This window comes from Vulcanococcus sp. DEBay_Sum22DG08_74, from assembly GCF_017852955.1.
Taxonomy (GTDB): Bacteria; Cyanobacteriota; Cyanobacteriia; order PCC-6307; family Cyanobiaceae; genus Vulcanococcus.
The window spans coordinates 1-21,659 of sequence record NZ_JAFMKL010000012.1 but is presented as its reverse complement, the minus strand read 5'-3'; the positions used below and the strand labels follow the sequence as shown (position 1 = coordinate 21,659).

The window sequence follows — 21,659 nt, the reverse complement described above, 5'->3', positions numbered from 1 at the left end:
CACGGGTTTTGGCTTTCGGCCACGGCCGGCTTTAGGCCGGTTGGGCTGGGGCATTCCAGTGGATCAGGGCGCGGGTCTGGCGCTCGTAGCCCAGAACGCAGAAGCTGCCGGTACCCAGCACCAGTCGGGCGCCGCCGGCGGGGCCCTGCCCCAGCCAGCACCCCGCGAGGCTGCGCAGGATGTGGCCATGGGCAAAGAGCGCCACGTCACAGCGCTCCCCTGGTGCACCGCTGGCGTACGCGCTGGCACGGGCGATCACCCGCTCACAGCGCTGCTGCACCTGATCGCTGCTCTCTCCCCCTGGGCAGGGGTGGCTGAAGACGGTCCAGTCCGGGACGCTCTGGCGAATCACGGCGGTGGTCAGCCCCTCGTAGTCGCCGTAGTCCCATTCCTTGAGATCGGGTTCGATCTGGGCCTGCTCGCCCAGGCCGGCCAGTTCACAGGTGCGTCTGGCCCGTTGCAGGGGGCTGCTGAAGACGGCGGTAAAGCGGTGCTGGGCCAGAACCGGCGCGAGCCCCCTAGCTTCCGCTTCGCCTTGGGGCAGGAGGGGGAGATCGGTGTTGCCGGTGTGGCGTCCATTCAGTGCCCATTCGGTGGCGCCGTGGCGCAACAGCCAAAGGTGCAAGGCGGCCATGGTTAATCAGGGACCAGTGGTGAGACCTGGCGGGCGGCGGCGGCAAAGCGCTGCGGGATCGCCGGGCAGCCCCCCCAATGCAGGTGTAGCCAGCTGGCATGGAGCTGGCCATCGCCCCAGCCTTCTCGGCGGGCCGGACTGCCCCAGCCCTCCAGCTGCCAAAGGCTTGAGTCCTCGGCATTCTCTGCGTCGAGCTGCCAGCGGTGAAACTCGTGCCCCCAGAGCGTCTCGCCTTGGCGCAGCACCAGTCCATCGCCCAGCGGAGAGGCTTGGCGATAGCCCAGGCTCAAGCTCCCGCGCCGCGCCTGAAAGGGCAGCAGATCCGCCATTGGATGGAGGACGCCCTGTTGGTCCTCCAGGCCGCGCCCGAGCAGCAGCAACCCTCCACATTCGGCGTAGATCGGGAGCCCCATGGCCCGCGCCTGCCGTAGGGAGCTGAGGCTGCGTTGGCTCGCACTCAAGCTGCCTGCATGCAGTTCCGGATAGCCCCCCGGCAGGATCACGCCACGGCAATCCGAAGGGAGGGGTTCATCCGCTAACGGCGACCAGGCCTCGACGGTTAATCCGTTCTGCTCCAGCAGCTCGATTGCCTCGGGGTAGCGGAAGTGAAAGGCGGCATCGCTGGCCAGGGCCACCTTGATCGGTGCTCGTACTCCTTGCCCGGGCGGGGCTGGTGTTGGCGCGGGTTCGGCTGGAGGCGGCGCGCTCAGCAGGGGCCAGAGCTGCTCGAGATCGAGATGCTCCTGGGCCAGTTCCGCCCAGGCCTCCAGTCGCGTCTGTACATCCTCCAGTTCATGGGCGGGCAGCAGACCCAGGTGTCTCGAGGGCAATTCCAGGCTGCTGTGCCGGGGCAGGGCCCCAAGCACCGGCATGGCGATCGAGGCCAGGGCCTCCCGCAGCAGGGCCTCGTGGCGGGTACTGCCCACCCCGTTGAGCACCACCCCGGCGATGCTCAGCTGCGGGTCGTGGTCCCGGAAGCCCCGCACCAGGGCGGCGAGGGAGCCGGCCTGCCGGCTGGCCTCCACCACCAGGACCACCGGGAGCTGCAACAGCGCAGCCACGTGGGCGGAACTCCCCTCGGCGGAGGGCCCCTTGCCATCGAAGAGGCCCATCACCCCCTCCACCAGGCAGAGATCCCCTTGACTGCCGTGGCGCTGGAAGCTCTGCCGCAGCCAGTCTTCGCCGCAGAGCAGGGCGTCGAGGTTCCGGCAGGCCCGGCCACTGGCCAGGGACAACAGCTGGGGGTCCAGGTAGTCCGGCCCCACCTTGAAGGTCTGCAGGCTGAGGCCGCGGCGACGCGCCAGGGCGGCGAGGGCGAGGCTGACCAGGGTCTTGCCGCTGCCGCTGGCAGGAGCGGCAATCAGGCAGGGCATGGTGCGTCCTAACTGGGCAGCAGCTTGGCAGCCAGGGCGACGGCTGCGGCCATCAGGGGGTTGGTGCTGTCATGTCCTCCCCCCAGCAGGCGGGCCATTTCCATCTCCTCGCTTTCGTTCGGCAGGGGCACGACCTCCTCGGCCAGTTCCATCGAGGCGACGCCACCGGCCTCCAGACGCATGCAGCCTCCTGATTCCGAGCAGAGGATCACGCAGAGGGGCGAGCGGTTCGGCGGGGCGCAGATCAGGCGCAGGCCGACCAGGGCCCCGGGATGGACCTTGCTCATGCCGACTGGGACGGGCATCAGGCGGAACTGAACGCTTTGGCCATCGGAGCGCTGGAATTCAGCCCCGATCCCCCGCTCCGCTGGGCTTGATCCATCGATCCAGAAGCTGCTCACCAGGTGCCAGCCGAGCCGATCGGCAATCCAGGCGGCCAGCAGCAGTCCTTTGACCGGATGCTGCCCTTCGACATCGATATCCAGTTGAACCACCTGATCGAGGGCGCTCTGGCGGCTCGGGGGGTCAAAGACCATCGCCAGCGATTCCCGCCAGGTCCGCAGCCGCAGCCAGTTGAGGTCGTTGACGGCCTGGCCGAGGGCAATGCGCTGGGCCAGTAGATCAAGGCAGCGCCTGGGCTCGCCGATGGAGCTGTCCACCACCAAACGGCGCGGCACGGTTGCCAACCCTTCGAGGAGCTCGGGTGATTCATCCATGCTCCCGTTCCACCAGACCCAGCAGGGCAGGTCTGAGGGGATCAGCTCCTGGAGCATCGACAAGCCATGGGACATCGCTCCCATGCCACCCCGCAGGACCACCACATCACCGCAGGCATCGCTCGTGGTGCCGCGCTCTTCCGGCAGGGGGCAGTAGGCCGCCACCATCGACTGCAACTGCTGATCCGCCGCCAGGGTGGGGGCCAGGGTGATCAGGCGGCGGGGTTGGTGGGCGCTGATGGCACGGTCAACGAATTGCCCGCGTAGATCCTCGGCGCTGTGTTGCCCGGGCTCTTGCCCGAGGGCCCAGGCCACCTGGGGCGCGGTGGGAGCCGTGCCGGTGGGAAGCCCCAGCTCGCTGCTCGCCCGCCGTGCGGCCTCCAGCAGTTGATCGTTGAGCAGCCCGCTCAAGGGACCATCCGCACGGCCGGTTCGAATCAGCTGCTGCTGCAGCCAGGAGGGCTCCCACACCACCAGGGTGAAGGTGGAGGCGCCGCTGGAGTCCTTGAGATGGTCACTCCAGAGCCGGTTGAGATAGTCCGGGACCTCCTGGGGAGCCATCTCGATGGGGGCCTGGAGGGTGAGTTGGGGAGCCATGGCAAGTGCTGAAGAACAGAACGTCGAAAAGCAGGAATTACGGGCGTCGCCACATCAGGCCGTCCTCGGCCAGGAGGGAATCGGAGGCGGCGGGACCCCAGGTCCGGGCTTCGTAGGGGTAGACCGGCAGGCGGGCTGGGGCGTCCTCAATCAGTTCCAGCAAGGGGGTGTAGAGCCTCCAGGCGGCCTCCACCTCATCGCTGCGGGTGAAGAGGGTGGGATCGCCGAGCATCGCGTCGGCCAGAAGGCGGACATAGCCCTCATCGGAGGGCTCACCGAAGCTGTCCTCGTAGCTGAAGTGCATGTCCACCGGTCGGCTGCGCATGCCCGAGCCGGGTGCTTTGACGTCAAAGACAAAGCCAGCGCCTTCATCCGGTTGGATCCGCAGCACCAGTTGGTTGGCGGTCGGGGTGCCACCCGCCGCATCAAAGAGCTGCACGGGAGCCTTGCGGAAGGTCAGCACAACTTCTGAGAGGCGTTTGGGTAGACGTTTGCCCGTACGCAGGTAGAAGGGCACCCCTTGCCAGCGCCAGTTGTCGATGAACAGCTTCATCGCCACATAGGTTTCGGTGGTGCTGTCGGGATTCACCCCCGGTTCCTCCCGGTAGCCCGCTAGGGGACTGGCCGGACTGCCGCCGCGGCTGTATTGCCCGCGCACGCAGCATTTCCAGGGCTCGTCTTCATTGGCGAGCCGGGCCGCCTGCAGCACCTTGGCTTTCTCGTTGCGAATGGCCTCCGGGTCGAAGTGCCCGGGCGCTTCCATTGCGGTGAGGGCCAGCATTTGGGTGAGGTGGTTCTGCACCATGTCCCGCAGGGCACCACTGGTTTCGTAGTACCCGGCCCGCTCTTCCACGCCGACGGTTTCCGCCGCTGTGATCTGGACGCTGGAGATGTAATTCCGGTTCCAGATCGGCTCAAAGATGGCGTTGGCGAAGCGCAACACCAGGATGTTCTGGACGGTCTCTTTGCCCAGGTAGTGGTCGATTCGGAAGATCTGGGATTCCTTGCCGCAGCTTTGGACGATGCGGTTCAGGGTTTGGGCGCTGCTGTAGTCCGTGCCAAAGGGTTTCTCGATCACCACCCGGCTTCGGCCGGGATCCTGGAGGAGACCGGCGTTGGCCAGGGCCCGGCAACCGCTGCCGTAATAGGCCGGTGACACCGAGAGATAGAAGGTTCGGTTGCCGCGGGTGGCCTTGAGCCGATCGAGGGCCTCGAGTCGCGTCCCCAATTTGACGACGTCTTCGTCCTTCTGCAGGTCCACCGGCTCGTAGAAGAGGCAGCCGCTGAATTGCTCCCAGGCGCTCTGGTGCTGTTGGATTTCGCTGGCCATCGCCTCGGCCATGCGCCCGCGGAAGTCCTCATCACTCCAGGGCCTGCGGGCGCAGCCCAGGATGGCGAACTCCGTTGGTAATCGGCGTTGGCGGAACAGCTCGAACAGCGCCGGGATCAACTTGCGATGGGTGAGGTCGCCGCTCGCGCCAAAGATCACCAGGCACTGGGGTGAGATGACACGCTCTTGTCGAAGGCCTACCCGTAGAGGGTTGGTTTGCTGGGCCGGCATGGGCGATGCGCGCGTCCCCCAGGTTTAACGGCGTTGACTGGGGGACGCATCCGGACGTCACAAAAAAAGCCCGCCGAGGCGGGCTTTTGAGCAAAGGCTGACCTGAGGCGTTGGCTCAGTAGGTCTCGACGTGCCAGCGCTCGGCTTTCTTGAGCTTGGGACGCAGTTCGGACCAATCCAGACCCTTGGCCGCAGCGGCCGTGGTCATGGCTTCGTCGATGCCGGGCTCCATGCCGCGCAGACCGCACATGTAGACGTGGGTCTTGGGGTCTTCGATCATCGCGAAGATCTCATCGGCGTTCTCGCTGACGCGGTCCTGGATGTACATCCGGCCGCCGTTGGCGTTCTTCTGCTCGCGGCTGATGGCCTTGGTGTAGCGGAAGTTCTCGGGGAACTCACGCTCGTAGCGGTTGAAATCGTCGTCGTAGAGCAGGTTGGCGGTGGTGGGTGCACCCATGAACAACCACGCCTTGCCGCGGAAGTTCCAACCGTTCTTCTCGCGCTCGGCGGGCTCAAACATCCGGCGCAGGTAGGTGCGCATCGGCGCGATGCCGGTGCCGGTGGCCAGCATGATGATGTTGGCCTCCTCGTCTTCAGGCAGGAGCATTTCCTTGCCCACCGGACCGGTGATCTTCACCTTGGCGCCGGGCTCGATGTCGCAGAGGAAGGTGGAGCAGACACCGTTGATGGTTTCGCCATCCTTCTCGTACTGCAGCTGACGCACGCAGAGGGAGACGGTGTCATCAGCCAGGTCGTCGCCGTGGCGGGTGCTGGCGATCGAATAGAGACGCAGCTTGTGGGGCTTGCCGTTGGCGTCCTCGCCATCGGGAATGATGCCGATGGACTGACCTTCGACGTAATGCAGCTGGGGATCACCACCTTTGAGGTCGAAGGTGATGTGGTTCACGCGACCGATCGCACCTTCGCCCAGCAGGCTGTAGTTCTCGGTAACGGTGCCCAGGAAAGGGGTCTTGGGCTTGTAGAGATTGACCGGAACGGCAGCGTGTGACACAGAAGCAGCTTTTTTAGCGGGGGCTTTTTTGGCGGCAGCGGCGGGAGCCGGCTTGGCCGCGGGCGCGGGGGCAGGTGCAGCAGGCGCCTCAGAGGAGGGGGTGACCGAAACGATCGTCCCACCGATCTGACTGATGGATTGCATCAGTGCCTGCAGGCGAGAGAAGGGAACGCTGATCGTCCGCTCGGCATTGCGGGGGTGGGCACTGCCATACCCCTGCACAACCACAGTGAACATGCGGGAGTCGCTGCGGCTGGATGTAGCGGTCGAAACACGCATGAATCTCTTCTGCCCTATGGACGCGCGCGATCATAGGTAATCCGCAGAGCTTCAAGCGCCAGAGGCCTCTCTCCGTTGCATTCCGGAGCGGGCTAGGTTGACGCTTCTTGAGCTTGAGCCCCCCCGGCGCATTCCTTGACACAGTTGTCGGTGCCACCGGATTCGACCTCTGCGCTGAGTGAACCGCTGAATGCAGCGTCCTCAGGCCAGGGTGCCTGCTCGCTTGACACCATCCAGCAGGAGATGGAGCGCTTGCCAGGCGGCACCCGCCGGCTTGCGGTTCAGCTTCGCCTGGCCATTGATCCGACCTGGATCTGGGCGGTCCTGACGGATTACGACCAGCTGAGCCGCTTCATCCCCAATCTCCAGACCTCACGCTTGCTCTGGCGGCGTGGGTCCGTCGTTGGCCTGGAGCAGGAGGGGGCCCAGCGCTTTATGGGGATGCAGTTCAAGGCCCGGGTGCAGCTCGAGCTCACGGAACATCCCGAGGCTCGGCAGCTGACCTTCACGATGTTGAAGGGGGATTTTCGCCGCTTTGATGGGGTTTGGACCATTGGTTTCGACGGAGAGACCACAACCCTGCTCTACGAATTAACGGTTCAGGGCTGCGTCGGGATGCCGATCGGGCTGATTGAACAGCGCCTGCAGGAAGATCTGGCCGCCAACTTGCGTGCTGTGCAGGCCGAGGCTCAGCGCCGAGAAGCGCTGGTCTGATCCGCTGAGCGGTTGACACAAAAAAAGCGGCCGAGGCCGCTTGTCTTTGAGATACCCCCAAGGGGATTCGAACCCCTGTCGCCTCCGTGAAAGGGAGGTGTCCTAGGCCTCTAGACGATGGGGGCTAGGACTCGGATGACAAAGGAATTCAGATTCCCTTGCAGCGCTTGGCGTTTGACCGCTGCGTCCGATGGAAAGAAATTACGGGTCGGAGGGTCCCTTCGTCAATCAAGGTCATGACCTGCAACTCAACTGGCCCCTTGGCCGTCCCAGACGGGCACCGTGAAGTAGAAGCAGGCACCCTCATCGGGCTCGGAAACCACCCAGATCCGCCCCCCGTGCACGTCCGTGATGCGCCGGCAGACCGAGAGGCCGACCCCAAAGCCTGAGGTGGTGGATGAGGTCTGGGGGAGGCGTACCCGATCCTGAAAAATCCGCTCCTGCTCATCGACAGGAATCCCCGGGCCGGAATCGCAGACGCTGACCTCGATCCACTGGCTGGTGCGGTGAAAGATGGACATGCGCACCTGCCCGGCGTCGGGCGTGTACTTGAAGGCGTTCTCCAGCAGGTTGAGGAACACCTGTCGCATGCGTCGCTGGTCCGCATAGACATCGGGAAGGTCGCTTGGGATATCGGTGATCAGCTCGAGGCCTCGGCCCACCCAGCGCTTCTCCAGCTCAAGAATGGCCTCCGCGGCGAGGGGGCCCAGGGCGATGCGCTGGGGGTTGAACAGGGCTTCCCAGCGGGTGGTTCCCACCTCCAGCAGATCTTTCGACAACTGCTCGATGTCGTCGAGGCGCCGATCGAGCACATCGCGGAAGCGGGTTTGATCGATTTGCCCGAGGTTCAGGCTTTGCAGCGCCAGCTTGGAGGCCGTGAGGGGGGTTCTCAATTCGTGGGCGACCATTCGCAGCAGACGCTCCTGGCCGCGTAGGCGTTCGATCAGCGTCTCGTTTTCTTGGCGCAGCACCAGGACCTGGTCTTCCAGTTGCAGTTCCCGCTGCGTTCGGCTGCCATCGCTCTCCGCGGGCCTGAGGCTCATGCCCAGGCCGCTCACGACCTCCAGCTGCTGCCAGCGCGGCAACCAGTTGCGCAGCTGTTGCAGCAGCATGTTGCCCGCAAAGACCTGCTTGGGAGCGGGCTCGAGCTTGATCAGTGCTGGGGTGGCCACCAGCCGGTGGAGCTCCAACAGTTCCGGACGTTGCGCAGGGTCCGCCAGCTCCAGGCCGACTTCGAAGCCAAAGTCTTCCCGTTCCAAAAACGCCACCAGGCTTCGCACATCGGCGCTGGCCCGGTGGTGGGTGCCGGCTACCAGCAACAACTTCAGACGGCGGCGTTGCGGGGAGTCATCGTCATCGGGTTCTGCCCAGCCATCAACGCTGCCTTGGATGGGCGCCTCAAGGCCTTCCGTGCCATCGCTACGGATCAAATCGTTGCCAGCGGGGATCGGATCCCCAACAGGGTGCACCGGAGGATGAAACCTGGAGAAATTGTTGTTTCACCCTATGGGGGTTTTTCAAGACCTGCAGGCCTCGCTATGACGACTGTGATGAGTCGTTGTTCGCTTAGTCCCAGTGGTCCATCATCGGGAGCTATCGACGCGAGTCCATCCGGTCTCGTGGGCGCCTTCTGCTCCAGGAAGGCGCCCTATCCAATTCGATAACACCCTGCGGCGTTGGTTCAACCGAAACCTGGGGCTATGGCGCTCGCGCCGCCAATACTTTTTCCCGGACGATGAAGTCCTGCGGGTGGACATGTTCCTCAGGGTTCAGACCTTTGAGGATCAGGTCGAATCTGAACCCCGTTATCGCTTCACCTGGTGGCCAGAGAAGGAATACGACTTTTTTGAGCTCAAGCCCCGTTATGTCCGGGAGGGCACGATGGATGCGACCCTTTGCGGCCATCAGCTGCGCCGCAGTCGGGGTTATCTCTGCGGCTCCCCCACCAAAAGTCAGATCCGCCAGGCGGATGAGCATGAGGTGGTCTTTGAGTCGCACTACCAGGAGTGGGACATCCTTGAGCACATCCGTCTGGTGAACCAAGACCAGTTCCGGGCGCGTTCGATTTATTCCTGGCGTGACGGCAACTTGGAGCTGGTGGAAACCCACCACGAAATTCGGGTTGAGGAGGCTGGTCCTCCGTTGCGCAGCGACGACTAGTGCCCCTTGGTGCGGCGTGCATCAGGATTAGAGCCAATTGCTGCTGTTCGCGTGCGCCTGTCTCGGATTCACCTGGGCCTCGTCCTCCTGCCCGTGGTGCTCTGGATCGCACCACTGCCGGTCCAGGCGGCTCCGGCTACCGAGGCAGAGATGAACCTCTACACCCGCATTGCGGCACTCAATGTCTGCATCGCCCGGGCTGCAGATACGGACTTTGATAAGGCCGTGGCGATTGCTGGTGAGACGATCGCCCAGGTGATTCAAGGGGGGCATCAGTCCCAGATCGCTCAGGTGGGCAACAAACCCCTCTCGATCGAAGAGCTGCGCCGCGGTTCGATTAATTCGGCGGTCTTGGGTGCCGTTGAGGTCTGCCCCAACGAGGTCCCAGCCGATGTGAAGGCCAAGGTTGAGGAAGCGGTCAAAGGCCGCAGCTCCCAACCCCAGAAGCCGGCCAAGAAGCCCTGAGTCGCATCTAGTCGTCCTTCAGGGGACGTTCAGTCAGAGATCACCGCAGCGCCGGAGCTTGTCTGAAGAGGTCCCCTTTGGACTGATTCGATGACCTCTCGTTCTCCGTTGACGCTGCTGCTGATCTGCGCAGCGATGACCCCCGTGTTGGGCCTTCTGCCTGCTCCAGCGTTCGCCCATGGCGAGCGCTGGCACAGGCAGCATCACCATCAGGTTTGGAGGCCGGTCCGGAGGCCTCGACAGGAAACAACCTGGCGTGAGCGCCAAACCAGAGCCCTTCCGGTCGCTCAGGCCCCGGCGGTCTCCTGCAACACCGGTCGGCTTTTGGGTGGATTAACCGGTGGGGCGGCGGCCTATGCCCTCTCCCGCCAGGATGGTCGGGCATGGGCGATTCCCCTCGGTGCTCTGCTCGGCTCCCAGATGGGCTGCAGCGTGGCGACGGGGCGGGGTCCCGTTCCTTGGTGATTCTTCCCCCGCATGGCCACCGTTCGCCTCGCTGACTACCGCCCGGCCCCGTTCACGATCGAGCACACCGAGCTGCTGTTCCAGCTCCACGCCGATCATGCCGTCGTCGAGGCGGAGTTCCAGCTGGTTCCCGCAGGAGCTGCAGCGGATGCGGCTCCCTGGGAGTTCTTGGGGGAACAACTCGAGCTGCTCTCGATTGAGCTCGACGGCCAGCCCCTGGCGCCAGAGGCCTATCGCCTGGAGAGCAGCAAGTTGGTGTTGCTCAAGCCACCGACAGAGGCCTGCCGGCTGCGAACGCGGGTCAAGATTCAGCCCCAGACCAACACCAGCCTGGAGGGGCTGTACGTCAGCGGTGGCCTCTTCACCACCCAATGCGAGGCCGAGGGCTTTCGGCGGATCACCTTCCACCCGGATCGCCCGGATCTGCTCAGCCGCTTTCGCGTGCGCATCGAAGCGGACCTGGCCAGCTGCCCGGTGCTGCTCTCGAACGGCAACTGCCTGGAGACCGGTTCACTCCCAGGGGACCCCGGCCGTCACTACGCCGTCTGGGATGACCCCTTCCCCAAGCCCTCCTATTTGTTCGCCCTGGTGGCGGGTGCCCTGGAGGAGGTGCGCGATCAATTCGTGACCTGCAGCGGCCGAACGGTTCAACTGCGGATTCACGTCGAGCCTGGAGATGCGGGCTTCACGGCCCACGCGATGGCGTCACTGAAGCGCTCGATGGCCTGGGATGAGCGTCGCTATGGCTTGGAATATGACCTCGACGAGTTCAATCTCGTTGCGGTGCGCCACTTCAACATGGGCGCGATGGAGAACAAGAGTCTCAATATCTTCAATTCCAAGTTGGTCCTAGCGGACGCGGAGACCGCCACCGACGGCGAGTTGGAGCGCATCGAAAGCGTCATTGGCCACGAGTACTTCCACAACTGGACGGGGAACCGCATCACCTGCCGGGACTGGTTCCAGCTCTCGCTGAAGGAGGGCCTGACGGTCTTCCGCGATGCCAGCTTCACGGCGGACCTGCATTCCCCCGAGGTCAAGCGCATTGAAGACGTGGCGCTGCTGCGCAACACCCAGTTCCGCGAGGACGCCGGTCCGACGGCCCATCCGATCCAGCCGGATCACTACCAGGCCATCGACAACTTCTACACAACGACGATCTACGAGAAGGGCGCAGAAGTCATCCGTGTTCTGCACACCCTGCTGGGGGAGGAGACGTTCATGCGTGGCATGGCTCTCTATGTGAGCCGTCATGACGGCACCGCCGCCACCTGCCAGGACTTTGTACAGGCCATGGAGGATGCCGCCAAGACGGCTGGCGACCTGCCCCGGTTTGATTTTCAGCAGTTCAGGCGTTGGTACAGCCAGGCCGGAACACCCCAGCTGCAGATCGAGCGCCACTGGGATGGCGATGCCGGCACCCTGCAGCTCACGATTCGCCAGTCCACTCCCGCCACTCCGGGCCAACCCCAGAAGGAACCTGTGGTGATTCCCCTGGTGCTGGGCCTGGTGGGGCAGGGCGGTGATCCGCTGCCGCTCCAGTTGCCGGGTGAGCACGCCCAGGACGTGGCCGCCGCGCAATTGCCGGCTGCCTGGGGCAGCGCCAGCCGCCTGTTTGTGATCGATCGCGAAGAGCAGTCGCTGCTGTTTGTCGGGCTCGAGGCCCACTCACACCCCCCGGCGGTGTCACTGCCCCGCGGCTTCTCAGCCCCGGTTCGCATCGCGATGGAGCGCCCCACCAACGAGTTACTCCACCTGCTGGCCTGCGACAGCGAGTCCTTCTCCCGCTGGGATGCTGGCCAGGTGTTGTTGCGTCAGGCCCTGCTGGAGCGGGCGGCCGGTTCGATCAACGATGAGCTGGAAGAAGGCCTGGTGGCCGCCTTTGAGCGAATCCTGCTGGAGGGGGACTTAGGCGATTCCTACCGCAGTGCCTTGATGGCCTTCCCTGGCCTGCCGGAGCTGGAGGATGCGGCCCTGGCTCAACAGGGGCAGGTGGATCCGCCGGCCTTGTTTGAGGCGGCTTTGGCCCTGCGTGCCCGCTTCGGTGAGGAGCTCAAGGATCCCCTGGAGGCGGTCTTGGCCTCCTGCCGCAACCAATGGCAAAAGAGCTGGCCGGAGGGTGTGGGCGACCGGGACCTCACCGCCACCGTTTGGAGTTGGCGGGTCGCCGCTGGGGATGCGGCCATCCGCGCCGAGGCCGCCGAGGCGGTGTCGGGGCCGTCAATGACCCTGGCCCGCGCTGGCCTGCGGGCCCTGCAGTCCATTGAGAGTCCGGAGCGCAGCGCGGCACTCCAGGCCTTCCACGACCGCTGGCAGGACAAGCCCGTGATCCTCGATGCCTGGTTTGGCCTGGAGGCCGCCACCCCCTTTGGCGATGGGGTGGCCCGGGTGCAGCAGTTGCTGGAACACCCGCGCTTCGACCCGGCGGCACCGAATTCCCTGCGGGCGGTCCTGGGTGGTTTTGCCGGCAACGTCAGCCAGTTCCACCGGGCCGATGGCCGCGGCTATCGCTTCATGGCCGAGCAGATTGCGGCCGTCGATCAACGCAATCCGATTACCGCCTCGCGGATGGCCAAGGTCTTCAGCCGCTGGCAGAGCTATGGCCCAGAGCGCTCAGAGCGCATGCGCGAAGCGTTGCAGCAGTTGTCCCAGGCTCCGCTCTCCCCCAATAGCCGCGAGGTGGTGGATCAGTGCCTGCAGCCGGCCTAGGGCAGGGACTGGTGGAGCCGCTTCAGCCCTTCGCGCCGTAGCGCTCCGCCCTCGGGGCCGGCGTGGGCTCCCCACAGCCCCTCCCAATAGAAGTAGATGACGCCGTGGCCGCGGGCGATGGCCAATTTCACCCGTTCGCTCAGGTCGGGGAACTCCGTCGTGCGTCCGCCAAAGCCCGCAAGGATGCCGATCTCCACCGGGATGCCCCAGCTGCTGGCCTTGGTCAGGGCGGGCTGCTGCAGATCCTTCTCAAACCCCCTGAGGGAATAGGCGTAGTTCTGCACCACCAGCTCATCGATCAGGCCCCCCAGGGCCCAGATCTCCCAGTCCTGGAGCCAATGGTTGTAGGCAAAGCGGAAGGGTCCGGGGGAGAGGCTGACGTAGGGGCTCCCCAGGCCGCTGTCTTTCAGGGTGCGGCGCAGCTCCCGCAGCAGCCCCGTGAGTTGACGCCGTCTCCAGTTCATCCAAGCCCGATCGGTGTGCAGCTCGGGCGGTTCTTGCCCGGTCTCCTGTCGGTAGAGCGCTCGGGTGTAGGGGTCGTAGCCCAGCTCGACCGGCCAGGCGAAGTGGTCATCGAGCTGAATGCCATCGACCTTGCAGCGCTGGACGATCTCGCCGATCAGCCCCAGGAACCGTTCCTTGACCCCGGGGTGGGCCGGGTTGAGCCAGACCATCTCCTTGCCATGCATCGAGACCGTGCTGATGCCGGAGCTGTTCTGCAACACCCACTCCGGGTTCTCGCGCACGACCGCCGCATCGGCGGGCTCCATCAGGCCGTACTCAAACCAGGGGATCACCCGCAGGCCGCGCCGGTGGGCGGCTTCGGTGAAGCGGCAAATCGGATCGAGGTTGGGGTTGCTCTGCAGCAGGGCGGGCTCCATGGGCGCCCAGCGACTGCGGTGGAAGGTGGTGCCGCGGCTCCAGACGTTGGGGTAGAGGGTGTTGAAGCCAGCCACGCTGAGCTCCTCGACGGCCTCCTGAATCCGCTGTTTGGAGTAATACAGCGGGCTTGGGCTGTTGGTGAGCCAGACCCCAATCCGCCGGGGCTCTGGTTCTTTCGCCTGAGCGGCGAGGGAGGCCAACAGACCTGAGAGCACCAGGCTGACGGCAAGGGCCAGCCTGCGCTTCACCGGAACATCGAGCTAACGGAGCTCTCGTCGTGGATGCGCCAGATCGCCTCACCGAGCATGTTGGCCACTGAGAGCACCTGCAGCTGGGGGAAGCGGCGGTCTTCGCTCAGGGGGATGGAGTTGGTGACGATCACCTCCTCGAACAACCCGGGCTCAGAGAGACGCTCCACCGCCGGTGGCGAGAAGACCGCATGGGTGGCGCAGGCCAGCACCTGGGTCGCTCCGTTCTGACGCAGCAGGCGCGCGCCAGCGCAGATCGTGCCGCCGGTGTCGATCATGTCGTCGATCACGATCGCGGTCTTGCCGGCCACATCGCCAATCACCGTCAGGCTCTCGGCCACGTTGTGGCCGGAGCGGCGCTTGTCGATGATCGCCAGGGGGGCGTCATTGAGTTGCTTGGCGAAGGCGCGGGCCCGGGCCACGCCACCGACGTCGGGGGAGACCACCACCACATCGCCCAGGTCGCGGCCGCGCAGATAGTCCACCAGCACAGGGGACCCGTAGATGTGGTCGCAGGGAATGTCGAAATAGCCCTGGATCTGGGCGGAGTGCAGATCCATCGCCAGCACCCGATCCACACCGGACTTGGCCAGCAGGTTGGCCACCAATTTGGCCGTAATCGACTCGCGGCCCGCGGTTTTGCGGTCAGCCCGGGCGTAGCCGTAGTAGGGGATCACAGCGGTGATCTGGCGGGCGGAGGCCCGTTTGCAGGCATCCACCATCACCAGCAGCTCCATCAGGTGATCGTTCACCGGAGCGCAGGTCGGTTGGATCAGGAAGACGTCGCAGCCTCGGATCGATTCCTGGATCTGGATGTAGAGCTCGCCATCGGCAAAGCGTTTGATGACCCGGGGGCCATCCGGGACCCCGAGGTAGGCACCGATCTCTCGAGCCAGGGCCTGGTTTGAGGTGCCGCTGAACAGCCGCAGGCGCTTGGTGTCATGGCCCATGCTTGCCTGATCGACCCGTTCTGCGGTCAGGAAACTGGTCACGGGGCCGCTGGCTGGACGGTAGAACCCTGATCGTAGAAGCCGCCCGGCACGCGGTCAGCACCCTGGAGCCCGATCCCTTCATGAATCGCTCGAACTCCAGCGCTGCCTCAGGGGTGTGTTTGGTGGCTCCAGGGGGGCGCATGGGCACCTCGGCCTCCGCCTTGGCGGACCTCACGGGATGGCGGCTGATGAATGCCTGGGACAGCGATCAGCGGGATCCTCAGGCGTCCCTGCAGGCCCTCAGCGCAGAAGCGCCAGGCTGGCTCCAGCCCTTGGACATCGATCCCGCGCAGCCCCTGGGCGCCGTGGAGTGCTGGGCAGAACTCCTGGGGGCCTGGCGCCTGCCCACCTGCTTGCTCTGCAGTGAGGCGGACCGTGCCGCCGGCCTAGCCCGCAGCCACTGGGCGCTGCTGCGCCACTACCGGGTTCCCCTGGTCGGGATGATCCAGTGGGGCGGGGACTGGAGACCGGCGGAGCGCCGCGCCGAAGGCCTGCCCTGGTTGGGGCACCTGCCGTCCTCGCCGGCGGACCCAGAGGCCCTGGCGGAGTTGCGCCTGCGCCTGATTACGGCCAGCGCGGTTGCAGCCGCTGCTCCTCCAGCTCCCGCATCGATGCCTTCGCATTGAGGGCCGGCCGCAGGCTGAGGCTCTGGAACTGCACGGATTGCCCCGGCTGCAGGGCCACCGCCATCAGGCTCAGCACCTCCTGGGGACTGAGGTTTGTGTCCACCTGGGGCCGCAGTTCGGCAATCAGCGAGGGCAGGCGCTTGAGCTGGGCGGCCTGACCCATCTGCCGCAGCAGTGTGGCGATGGCCTGCTCTTGGCGATCGCGCCGGCGCTCCTCACCATTGATCGGGTCCCGGAAGCGCAGGTACTGCTCCACCTGGGTGCCATTGAGCTGCTGCAGGCCCCCCTGCAGGGCGATGGTGAGCTTCTGGCTTTGATCCGTGTAGGCCATCGCCCGATCCGGCGCCAGCTCCAGCCGTCCCATCCCATCCACCAGCTCCCGCAGGGCCGTGCGGGGGATGACCACATAACGCTCGGGCGCTCCATCGGCCAGACCCAGCAGTTCCGCGCTGGCGCTGGCCACGAGGGCTGCCCCCCCGCGGCGGTAGAGGCTGCCGAGGGGCACCGGCGTGGCGTCACCGGGTAAGCGAACGGCCCCTTCGATCGGAAGGTTCATCACCTGAACTGGGCCGTTGGGATCGACATGCACCAGCAGCAGGGCATCGCTGTTGGCGGGGCCAGCCGGGGCGGCTCCGTTGGAAATGGCCCCCTGACGGTCGGCATCGGAGCCAATCAGCAGCACGTTCAGGGCCTGGCTCGGTTGTTCGGCGAGGGCCTCGGCGCTGGGAGGACCGTCTTCTTTGGCGGAGTGGTCCTGCAGGGGCCAGACCAGGCTCAGGGCACCCAGGCCCGCGACGATCCCCGCGCCGGCGGCCAGGAGGCGAATCGCGGCCCGTTGGCGAGCACTGCGCTGCGGGCGATTCCCAGCGGTGGCCATGGACGGGCGGCGTTGAAAGACGCACCACTTTGACGTAGGTCGCCTGGGGCTGACGCCGTTGTTGCGCTCACGCCAGATAGGTTGTGGCCTCGCCCGGCCAAGTCGTTGTCCCTCGCTGCTTCATCTCCAGGCTCCTCGCTGCCCCATGACAGGGCCCGGCCCCTGGCGAAAGGCAGCACCTATCCAGCCAAGGACCTCTGCAGCCAATGCGGTCTCTGCGACAGCCGCTGGGTGGCCTATGTCAAGGACAGCTGCGCCTTTTTGAACCAGCGCTTTGAGGCGATGGAGACCGCGGCCCATGGCCGCAGCCGCGACCTGGAGAACGAGGACGAGCTCTATTTCGGTGTGCAGCAGCGGATGCTCACCGCCCGTTTGCAGCAGCCCATCGCCGGTGCCCAGTGGACCGGAATCGCCAGCCGCATTGGAGTCCTGGCCCTCGAGAGCGGCCTGGTGGATGCCGTGCTCTGCGTGGGGCAAAGCGAGGACGACCGCTTCACTCCCGTGCCACGGCTGGCCCGCACCCCAGAGGAGGTGCTGAGTGCCCGGGTGAACAAGCCGACCCTCTCCCCCAACCTGGAGGTGCTGGAGCAGCTCCCCGGCAGTGGCATCCGCAAGCTGCTGGCCATCGGCGTGGGCTGCCAGATCCAGGCCCTGCGGGCGGTGGAGTCCACCCTGCCCCTCGATCAGCTCTATGTGCTGGGGCTTCCCTGCACTGACAACGTCTCGCGCGAGGGGCTTCAGACCTTCCTGGAGACCACGGTCAGCTCCCCGGAGACCGTGGTCCACTACGAGTTCATGCAGGACTTCCGGATCCACTTCCGCCACAGCGATGGCCGCGAGGAGACGGTTCCCTTCTTCGGGCTGGATACGCCCAAGCTCAAAAACGTCTTCGCGCCGAGCTGTCTGAGCTGCTTTGACTACACCAACGCCGGCGCGGACCTGGTGGTTGGCTACATGGGGGCGACGTTCGGCCGGCAATGGCTCACGGTGCGTAACCCCCGCGGCCAGCAGTTGCTGGACTTGGTGGAGGCGGAACTGGATGTGGCTCCGGTGACCAGTCGCGGTCAACGCCAGGCGGCCGTGCAGCAGGGCATTGAGGCCTACGACAAGGCGCTGAAGCTGCCGATTTGGCTGGCCAACATCATTGGCTGCTTCGTCGGGCGCTTTGGCCCCCAGGGCCTGGAGTACGGCCGCTTCTCGATTGATTCGCACTTCACCCGCAATGCCCTCTGGCTGCGGCGTAATCACCCCGAGAAGGTGGAGGCCCATATCCCCGCCTTTGCCCAGCGGATCATCAGCCGCTACAAGCTCCCCAACCCATGAGGCGCGCTGGGGTCCTGCTGCACGTCACGGCGCTGCCGGGCACACCGGCCTGCGGGACCTTTGGGGCCGCCGCCCATCAGTGGGTCGATGCCCTCGCCAGCCAGGGCATCCAGGCCTGGCAGGTGCTGCCCCTGGCCCCCACCGACGGCCTGGGCTCCCCCTACAGCGCCCCCAGCGCCTTCGCCCTGAACCCCTGGTGTCTGGATGCCGATGCCCTGGTGCAGGCCGGCCTGCTCGCGCAGCACGACCTCAGCGCCATCCCCGCTGGTGGGCAGCCCGGGCGACTGGACTTTGAACTCGCCAAGCGCCGCTCCGCAGCCCTGGCAGAGGCGCTGCTGCAGAACTACCCAAGCTGGGACGAGCCCACCCAGCAGGCCTTTGCGGCCTGGCGCGATCAGCAGCGCCATTGGCTGGTGGATCACTGCCGCTTTGTCGTGCTGCGGCAGCTCCACGCGGGCCAGCCCTGGTGGTCCTGGCCCGCTGCCCTGGCCAGCCGCAAGCGATCGGCCCTGAAGGCCTTTGATCAGGAGCACGGCCAGTCCCTGCTGCGGGAGGCCTTGCTCCAGTGGCAGCTGCAGCAGCAGTGGCAGGGGGTGCTGGATCACGCCCGCCGCTGCGGGGTGCAGGTGATCGGTGACATTCCCTTCTATGTGGCCCATGACAGCGCCGATGTCTGGAGCCACCGCCGCCTGTTCTCGCTGGATCGCTCCGGACGTCTGCTTCAGCAGAGCGGTGTGCCGCCCGATTACTTCTCTGAGACCGGCCAGCTCTGGGGCACGCCGGTCTACCGCTGGCCCCTGCATCGCCTGAGCCGTTTCCGCTGGTGGCGGCGGCGTCTGCGGCGGCAGCTGCAGGTGGTTGATCTGCTGAGGATTGATCACTTCCGGGCCCTGGAGGCCGCCTGGATCGTTCCGGGTGGTGATGACACCGCGGAGCGGGGCGTGTGGAAGCGCACCCCAGGGGCCAGCCTGCTGCGCCTGTTGCCAGCTCCGCTGCCCTTGATTGCCGAGGACCTGGGGGTGATCACGCCCGAGGTGGAGGCCCTCCGCGATCGCTTCGCCCTGCCCGGGATGAAGATCCTGCAGTTCGCCTTCGACGGCAATCCAGGCAACCCCTATCTCCCCAGCAACATCGAGGGAGAGCGCTGGGTTGTCTACACCGGAACCCATGACAACGCCACCTGTATCGGTTGGTGGCAGCAGCTGAGCGCCGAGCAACGGGCCCAGGTGGAGGCCCTGACCGGCCCGGTTCACGCCCCGGGTTGGCAGCTGTTGGAGTTGGCCCTGGCCACCAGCGCCGGATGGGCCTTGGTGCCGCTGCAGGATCTGCTGCACCTGGGGGATGAGGCCCGCTTCAACACCCCGGGGACCACAGACGGCAATTGGCAATGGCGCCTGGGCCAGTCGATTGCTTCGCTGGAGGGTCCACTGCAGGGCTACGCCGAGTTGGCGCGGCGCTACGGGCGCGGCGGCTGAGGAGCCGGCACTTGAAACTGCTCTGGCTGTTTGGGCAGGGCCGCCAGGGGCTTGCCGTTCCAGATCACCTCGCCGGTTTTCGGGGCCGGTGAGACGGAGAGGCGCAGGGGCGGCTGCAGCTGCAGCACCAGCTGTCCCTTGCTGCCGCTCAGCTGGCTGCGTTGTCCGCCATCACTGCTGAGGTTGAGGGAACTGGCCTGACTGAGGTTGAGCTCCAGTACCCCGGCACCTTCGGGGGCCGGGAGTGGTTGGCGCAGGGCGCTTTGACCGCTGCCGCGCTGGGCGCGCTCGAGGGGGCGCAGATCGGGATAGGCCACCAGCAGGTTGTCTCCGGCTTGGACCGCCTTGGCCTGCTCGCTGGGTTTGAGGGCAGGGATCGGATTGAGGGTCAGCAGGTTGGCCGCGGCAAGTTGGCGCTGCTGCAGGTTCAGGCCGTAGATCAGCCCCAGGGTGACGGCCCCGTAGAGAACCGTGCCCTGCCAGCTGCTGAAGACATCGATCGAGCCCGGGGTGAAGCGCTGCAGACGATTGGCGTTGGCCGCGGCGTTCTCGCTCTCCGGTGGGAGTGCTGCGGCCAGGCTTCCGCCGGGCAGGTTGAGGTACTCCTCCAGCAGCGGCAGCATCGACTTGAGGTAGGCACCTTCCGGCAGGCGATCGCGCCAACCCCGCTCCAGCGCCTCGAGCACGGGGGTGCTGATCTTGGTCTCCAGGGCCATTTGCCGCAGGTTCAGGCCCCGGGACTCCCGTTCGCTCTTGAGCCGCCGGCCAACCTCCAGCAAGGGGTCTTCCACCTCAGGGCTGTCAGGGCTGGCATCGCCGCCGCTGTTACCCCGGCCCATCAAGCGGGCCAGACCTGGGATGGACAGGGCGAACCGAGGCATTCCGGCCGATCAGCTTCTTATTCCCATTCTTGGTCGTTTATTCGTCTCCAGCGACCCTCTGGAAGTGCTCCGAGATGAATCGGGCCGATGGCGATGCGCTGCAGATCGAGGACGTGGTGGCCCAGAAGCTCGGCCGTGCGGCGGATCTGACGGTTTTTCCCTTCGCCCATGACCAGCTCCAGCAGGGTCCGGCCCTGTTCGCTGCTGAGGCTTCTGACCTGCACCGGTTGGGAGGGCAGGCCGTCGAGGCTGACGCCGCGGGCCCATTGATCCAGCACCCGTTGGCTGGGTTGTCCCTGCACCCAGACCCGGTAGGTCTTGCTGTGGGCATAGCGCGGATGGGTCAGCTGGAGGGTGAGGGCCCCGTCGTTGCTGAGGAGTAGGGCGCCGCGGCTCTCAAAGTCCAGGCGCCCCACCGGGTGCAGTCCTTGGCCCCGGGCCAGCTCGGGCGGCAGCAGGTCGAGCACGATCGGCCGGCCTTCGGGGTCAAAGCAACTGCTGAGGACCCCGGCGGGTTTGTTCAGCAGCAGCACCATCGGTTCGGCGGAGGCGCCGAGGGGCTGGCCATCGAGGGCAATCGAATCGCTGTTGGGATCAGCCTTGTCCCCCAGCTGGGCCCGCTGGCCATTGACGCTGACGCGGCCGTCCCTGAGCAGCTCCTCAGCGCGGCGCCTGGAGCAGACCCCCGCCTGGGCAATCAGCTTTTGCAGTCGTTCGGCGGCCATCTCAGCGCTGTGCCCAAAAGCATTTTGCTCATCAGAAAAAAGTGATACGGTTCCGCAACAGCTTTACGAAACACCTGGGTTTCGTAATTCGTTTTCGCTGATGCCTTCTGTTCCGATCCTTCGTGCTGACCGCGACACCGCGCTGGCCGGTGGAACGGACCTGGTGCGCTCGTATCTGCGGGATATCGGCCGGGTGCCGCTGCTGACCCACGAGCAGGAGATCACCCTGGGCCGCCAGGTGCAGGAGCTGGTGGCGCTGGAGGAGTTGGAGCAGGAACTCGCGAGCCGTGAGGGTGTGGAGAAGCCTTCGCCTGCGGTGCTGGCCAAGGAAGCGGGTCTGACGCAGGTTCAGCTCAAGAAGCGACTGAGGAGCGGTCAGCGAGCCAAGGAGCGGATGGTGGCTGCCAACTTGCGGTTGGTGGTGAGCGTGGCGAAGAAGTACACCAAGCGGAACATGGAGCTCCTGGATCTGATCCAGGAGGGAACCATTGGCTTGGTGCGGGGCGTGGAGAAGTTCGACCCGACCCGGGGCTACAAGTTCAGTACCTATGCGTACTGGTGGATCCGCCAGGGGATCACGCGGGCGATTGCGGAGAAGAGCCGCACGATTCGGCTGCCGATCCACATCACCGAGACGCTGAACAAGCTCAAGAAGGGCCAGCGGGAACTGAGCCAGGAGCTGGGCCGCACGCCGACGGTGACGGAGCTGGCGGAGTTTGTGGACCTGCCGGAGGAGGAGGTGAAGGACCTGCTCTGCCGCGCGCGCCAGCCCGTGAGCCTGGAGACCAAGGTGGGCGACGGCGATGACACCGAGCTGCTGGATCTGCTGGCCGCCGATGGCACCCAGCCGTCAGAGCTGGTGGATGGGGAGTGCCTGCGGATGGACATGCGGGGACTGTTGGACCAACTGCCGGACCTGCAGGGCCGCGTGCTGAAGATGCGCTA

At 65.7% G+C, this 21,659-nt stretch carries 19 protein-coding genes and 1 tRNA gene; 8 read left to right on the top strand and 12 right to left on the bottom strand.

The genetic code is table 11. The annotated features are described in order from the left end of the window. Nucleotides 1-31: 31 nt before the first annotated feature. From QZ184_RS03045 to QZ184_RS03025, 5 genes are all read right to left on the bottom strand, one after another. Entirely contained in the window at nt 32-634 is a 603-nt protein-coding gene (locus QZ184_RS03045; protein ID WP_296418094.1) for a histidine phosphatase family protein, read from the bottom strand. Nucleotides 635-636: 2 nt separating this feature from the next. Beyond that, nucleotides 637-2,007 carry a cobyrinate a,c-diamide synthase gene (locus QZ184_RS03040; RefSeq protein ID WP_296418092.1) on the bottom strand — a complete coding sequence of 457 codons (1,371 nt, stop codon included), beginning with the start codon at nt 2,005-2,007 and terminating at the stop codon, nt 637-639. An 8-nt stretch (nt 2,008-2,015) separates the two neighbouring features. Continuing rightward, nucleotides 2,016-3,320, bottom strand: a complete 1,305-nt coding sequence (locus tag QZ184_RS03035) for a glucose-6-phosphate dehydrogenase assembly protein OpcA (protein ID WP_010317889.1) — start codon at nt 3,318-3,320, stop codon at nt 2,016-2,018. Between the two features lie 37 nt (nt 3,321-3,357). Continuing rightward, nucleotides 3,358-4,881, bottom strand: coding sequence for a glucose-6-phosphate dehydrogenase (gene zwf / locus QZ184_RS03030; RefSeq protein ID WP_010317888.1), 1,524 nt, complete (start codon nt 4,879-4,881; stop codon nt 3,358-3,360). Between the two features lie 115 nt (nt 4,882-4,996). Beyond that, nucleotides 4,997-6,172: a phycobilisome linker polypeptide gene (locus QZ184_RS03025; RefSeq protein WP_010317887.1), complete on the bottom strand. Its 1,176-nt coding sequence runs from the start codon at nt 6,170-6,172 to the stop codon at nt 4,997-4,999. A gap of 243 nt (nt 6,173-6,415) precedes the next feature. Here QZ184_RS03025 and QZ184_RS03020 point away from each other — a divergent pair, with 243 nt between their 5' ends. Next, nucleotides 6,416-6,886, top strand: a complete 471-nt coding sequence (locus tag QZ184_RS03020) for an SRPBCC family protein (protein WP_247479729.1) — start codon at nt 6,416-6,418, stop codon at nt 6,884-6,886. Nucleotides 6,887-6,938: 52 nt separating this feature from the next. On the opposite strand, the gene QZ184_RS03015 is transcribed toward QZ184_RS03020, so the two are convergent. Together QZ184_RS03015 and QZ184_RS03010 are read right to left on the bottom strand one after the other, a co-directional pair. Next, a tRNA-Glu gene (locus QZ184_RS03015) sits at nt 6,939-7,011 on the bottom strand. A 123-nt stretch (nt 7,012-7,134) separates the two neighbouring features. Continuing rightward, entirely contained in the window at nt 7,135-8,277 is a 1,143-nt protein-coding gene (locus tag QZ184_RS03010) for a histidine kinase (protein ID WP_296418102.1), read from the bottom strand. A gap of 358 nt (nt 8,278-8,635) precedes the next feature. On the opposite strand from QZ184_RS03010, the gene QZ184_RS03005 reads away from it, so the two are divergent. The 3 genes from QZ184_RS03005 to pepN all read left to right on the top strand — a co-directional run bounded on the left by QZ184_RS03005 (nt 8,636) and on the right by pepN (nt 12,685). Further along, a complete protein-coding gene (locus tag QZ184_RS03005; RefSeq protein ID WP_363159473.1) occupies nt 8,636-9,046 on the top strand; it encodes a hypothetical protein in 411 nt (136 codons plus the stop codon). 51 nt (nt 9,047-9,097) lie between these two features. Beyond that, nucleotides 9,098-9,511: a cAMP phosphodiesterase gene (locus QZ184_RS03000; protein ID WP_296418089.1), complete on the top strand. Its 414-nt coding sequence runs from the start codon at nt 9,098-9,100 to the stop codon at nt 9,509-9,511. A 477-nt stretch (nt 9,512-9,988) separates the two neighbouring features. After that, nucleotides 9,989-12,685 carry an aminopeptidase N gene (gene pepN, locus QZ184_RS02995; protein ID WP_296418087.1) on the top strand — a complete coding sequence of 899 codons (2,697 nt, stop codon included), beginning with the start codon at nt 9,989-9,991 and terminating at the stop codon, nt 12,683-12,685. Here the strand turns inward: pepN and QZ184_RS02990 are convergent. Together QZ184_RS02990 and QZ184_RS02985 are read right to left on the bottom strand one after the other, a co-directional pair. After that, nucleotides 12,682-13,815, bottom strand: a complete 1,134-nt coding sequence (locus QZ184_RS02990) for a family 10 glycosylhydrolase (RefSeq protein ID WP_296418086.1) — start codon at nt 13,813-13,815, stop codon at nt 12,682-12,684. The two genes, pepN and QZ184_RS02990, sit on opposite strands and share 4 nt — an antisense overlap. After that, nucleotides 13,812-14,807 (bottom strand): ribose-phosphate pyrophosphokinase, encoded by a 996-nt coding sequence (locus QZ184_RS02985; protein WP_010317880.1) that lies wholly within the window; start codon nt 14,805-14,807, stop codon nt 13,812-13,814. Before QZ184_RS02985 ends, QZ184_RS02990 begins: the two co-directional genes overlap by 4 nt. Nucleotides 14,808-14,887: 80 nt before the next feature. Between QZ184_RS02985 and QZ184_RS02980 the strand changes: the two genes are divergently transcribed. Continuing rightward, nucleotides 14,888-15,433, top strand: coding sequence for a hypothetical protein (locus tag QZ184_RS02980; protein ID WP_296418084.1), 546 nt, complete (start codon nt 14,888-14,890; stop codon nt 15,431-15,433). Here QZ184_RS02980 and QZ184_RS02975 read toward each other — a convergent pair. After that, the gene (locus QZ184_RS02975) at nt 15,372-16,310 is read right to left on the bottom strand and encodes an LCP family protein (RefSeq protein ID WP_296418083.1); all 939 of its coding nucleotides are present in this window, start codon (nt 16,308-16,310) and stop codon (nt 15,372-15,374) included. The genes QZ184_RS02980 and QZ184_RS02975 overlap by 62 nt on opposite strands. 105 nt (nt 16,311-16,415) lie before the next feature. Here QZ184_RS02975 and QZ184_RS02970 point away from each other — a divergent pair, with 105 nt between their 5' ends. Next, nucleotides 16,416-17,633: a Coenzyme F420 hydrogenase/dehydrogenase, beta subunit C-terminal domain gene (locus QZ184_RS02970; protein ID WP_296416032.1), complete on the top strand. Its 1,218-nt coding sequence runs from the start codon at nt 16,416-16,418 to the stop codon at nt 17,631-17,633. Beyond that, nucleotides 17,630-19,108 carry a 4-alpha-glucanotransferase gene (gene malQ, locus QZ184_RS02965; protein WP_296418081.1) on the top strand — a complete coding sequence of 493 codons (1,479 nt, stop codon included), beginning with the start codon at nt 17,630-17,632 and terminating at the stop codon, nt 19,106-19,108. The genes QZ184_RS02970 and malQ overlap by 4 nt, the downstream gene beginning before the upstream one ends. On the opposite strand, the gene QZ184_RS02960 is transcribed toward malQ, so the two are convergent. After that, a complete protein-coding gene (locus QZ184_RS02960) occupies nt 19,090-19,989 on the bottom strand; it encodes a helix-turn-helix domain-containing protein (protein ID WP_296418079.1) in 900 nt (299 codons plus the stop codon). The two genes, malQ and QZ184_RS02960, sit on opposite strands and share 19 nt — an antisense overlap. A 17-nt stretch (nt 19,990-20,006) precedes the next feature. Beyond that, a complete protein-coding gene (locus QZ184_RS02955; protein ID WP_296418077.1) occupies nt 20,007-20,714 on the bottom strand; it encodes a pseudouridine synthase in 708 nt (235 codons plus the stop codon). Between the two features lie 100 nt (nt 20,715-20,814). Here QZ184_RS02955 and QZ184_RS02950 point away from each other — a divergent pair. After that, on the top strand, nt 20,815-21,659 hold an 845-nt coding region (locus QZ184_RS02950; protein ID WP_296418076.1), incomplete at its 3' end, for an RNA polymerase sigma factor, RpoD/SigA family.

Bases quoted from the DNA above. Each gene is read 5' to 3' on its own strand.
- QZ184_RS02955 (WP_296418077.1), bottom strand. From the start codon at position 20,714: ATGGCCGCCGAACGACTGCAAAAGCTGATTGCCCAGGCGGGGGTCTGC.
- QZ184_RS03035 (WP_010317889.1), bottom strand. From the start codon at position 3,320: ATGGCTCCCCAACTCACCCTCCAGGCCCCCATCGAGATGGCTCCCCAG.
- malQ (WP_296418081.1), top strand. From the start codon at position 17,630: ATGAGGCGCGCTGGGGTCCTGCTGCACGTCACGGCGCTGCCGGGCACA.
- zwf (WP_010317888.1), bottom strand. From the start codon at position 4,881: ATGCCGGCCCAGCAAACCAACCCTCTACGGGTAGGCCTTCGACAAGAG.
- QZ184_RS02980 (WP_296418084.1), top strand. From the start codon at position 14,888: ATGAATCGCTCGAACTCCAGCGCTGCCTCAGGGGTGTGTTTGGTGGCT.
- pepN (WP_296418087.1), top strand. From the start codon at position 9,989: ATGGCCACCGTTCGCCTCGCTGACTACCGCCCGGCCCCGTTCACGATC.
- QZ184_RS03020 (WP_247479729.1), top strand. From the start codon at position 6,416: ATGGAGCGCTTGCCAGGCGGCACCCGCCGGCTTGCGGTTCAGCTTCGC.
- QZ184_RS03025 (WP_010317887.1), bottom strand. From the start codon at position 6,172: ATGCGTGTTTCGACCGCTACATCCAGCCGCAGCGACTCCCGCATGTTC.
- QZ184_RS02960 (WP_296418079.1), bottom strand. From the start codon at position 19,989: ATGCCTCGGTTCGCCCTGTCCATCCCAGGTCTGGCCCGCTTGATGGGC.
- QZ184_RS03045 (WP_296418094.1), bottom strand. From the start codon at position 634: ATGGCCGCCTTGCACCTTTGGCTGTTGCGCCACGGCGCCACCGAATGG.
- QZ184_RS02975 (WP_296418083.1), bottom strand. From the start codon at position 16,310: ATGGCCACCGCTGGGAATCGCCCGCAGCGCAGTGCTCGCCAACGGGCC.
- QZ184_RS03040 (WP_296418092.1), bottom strand. From the start codon at position 2,007: ATGCCCTGCCTGATTGCCGCTCCTGCCAGCGGCAGCGGCAAGACCCTG.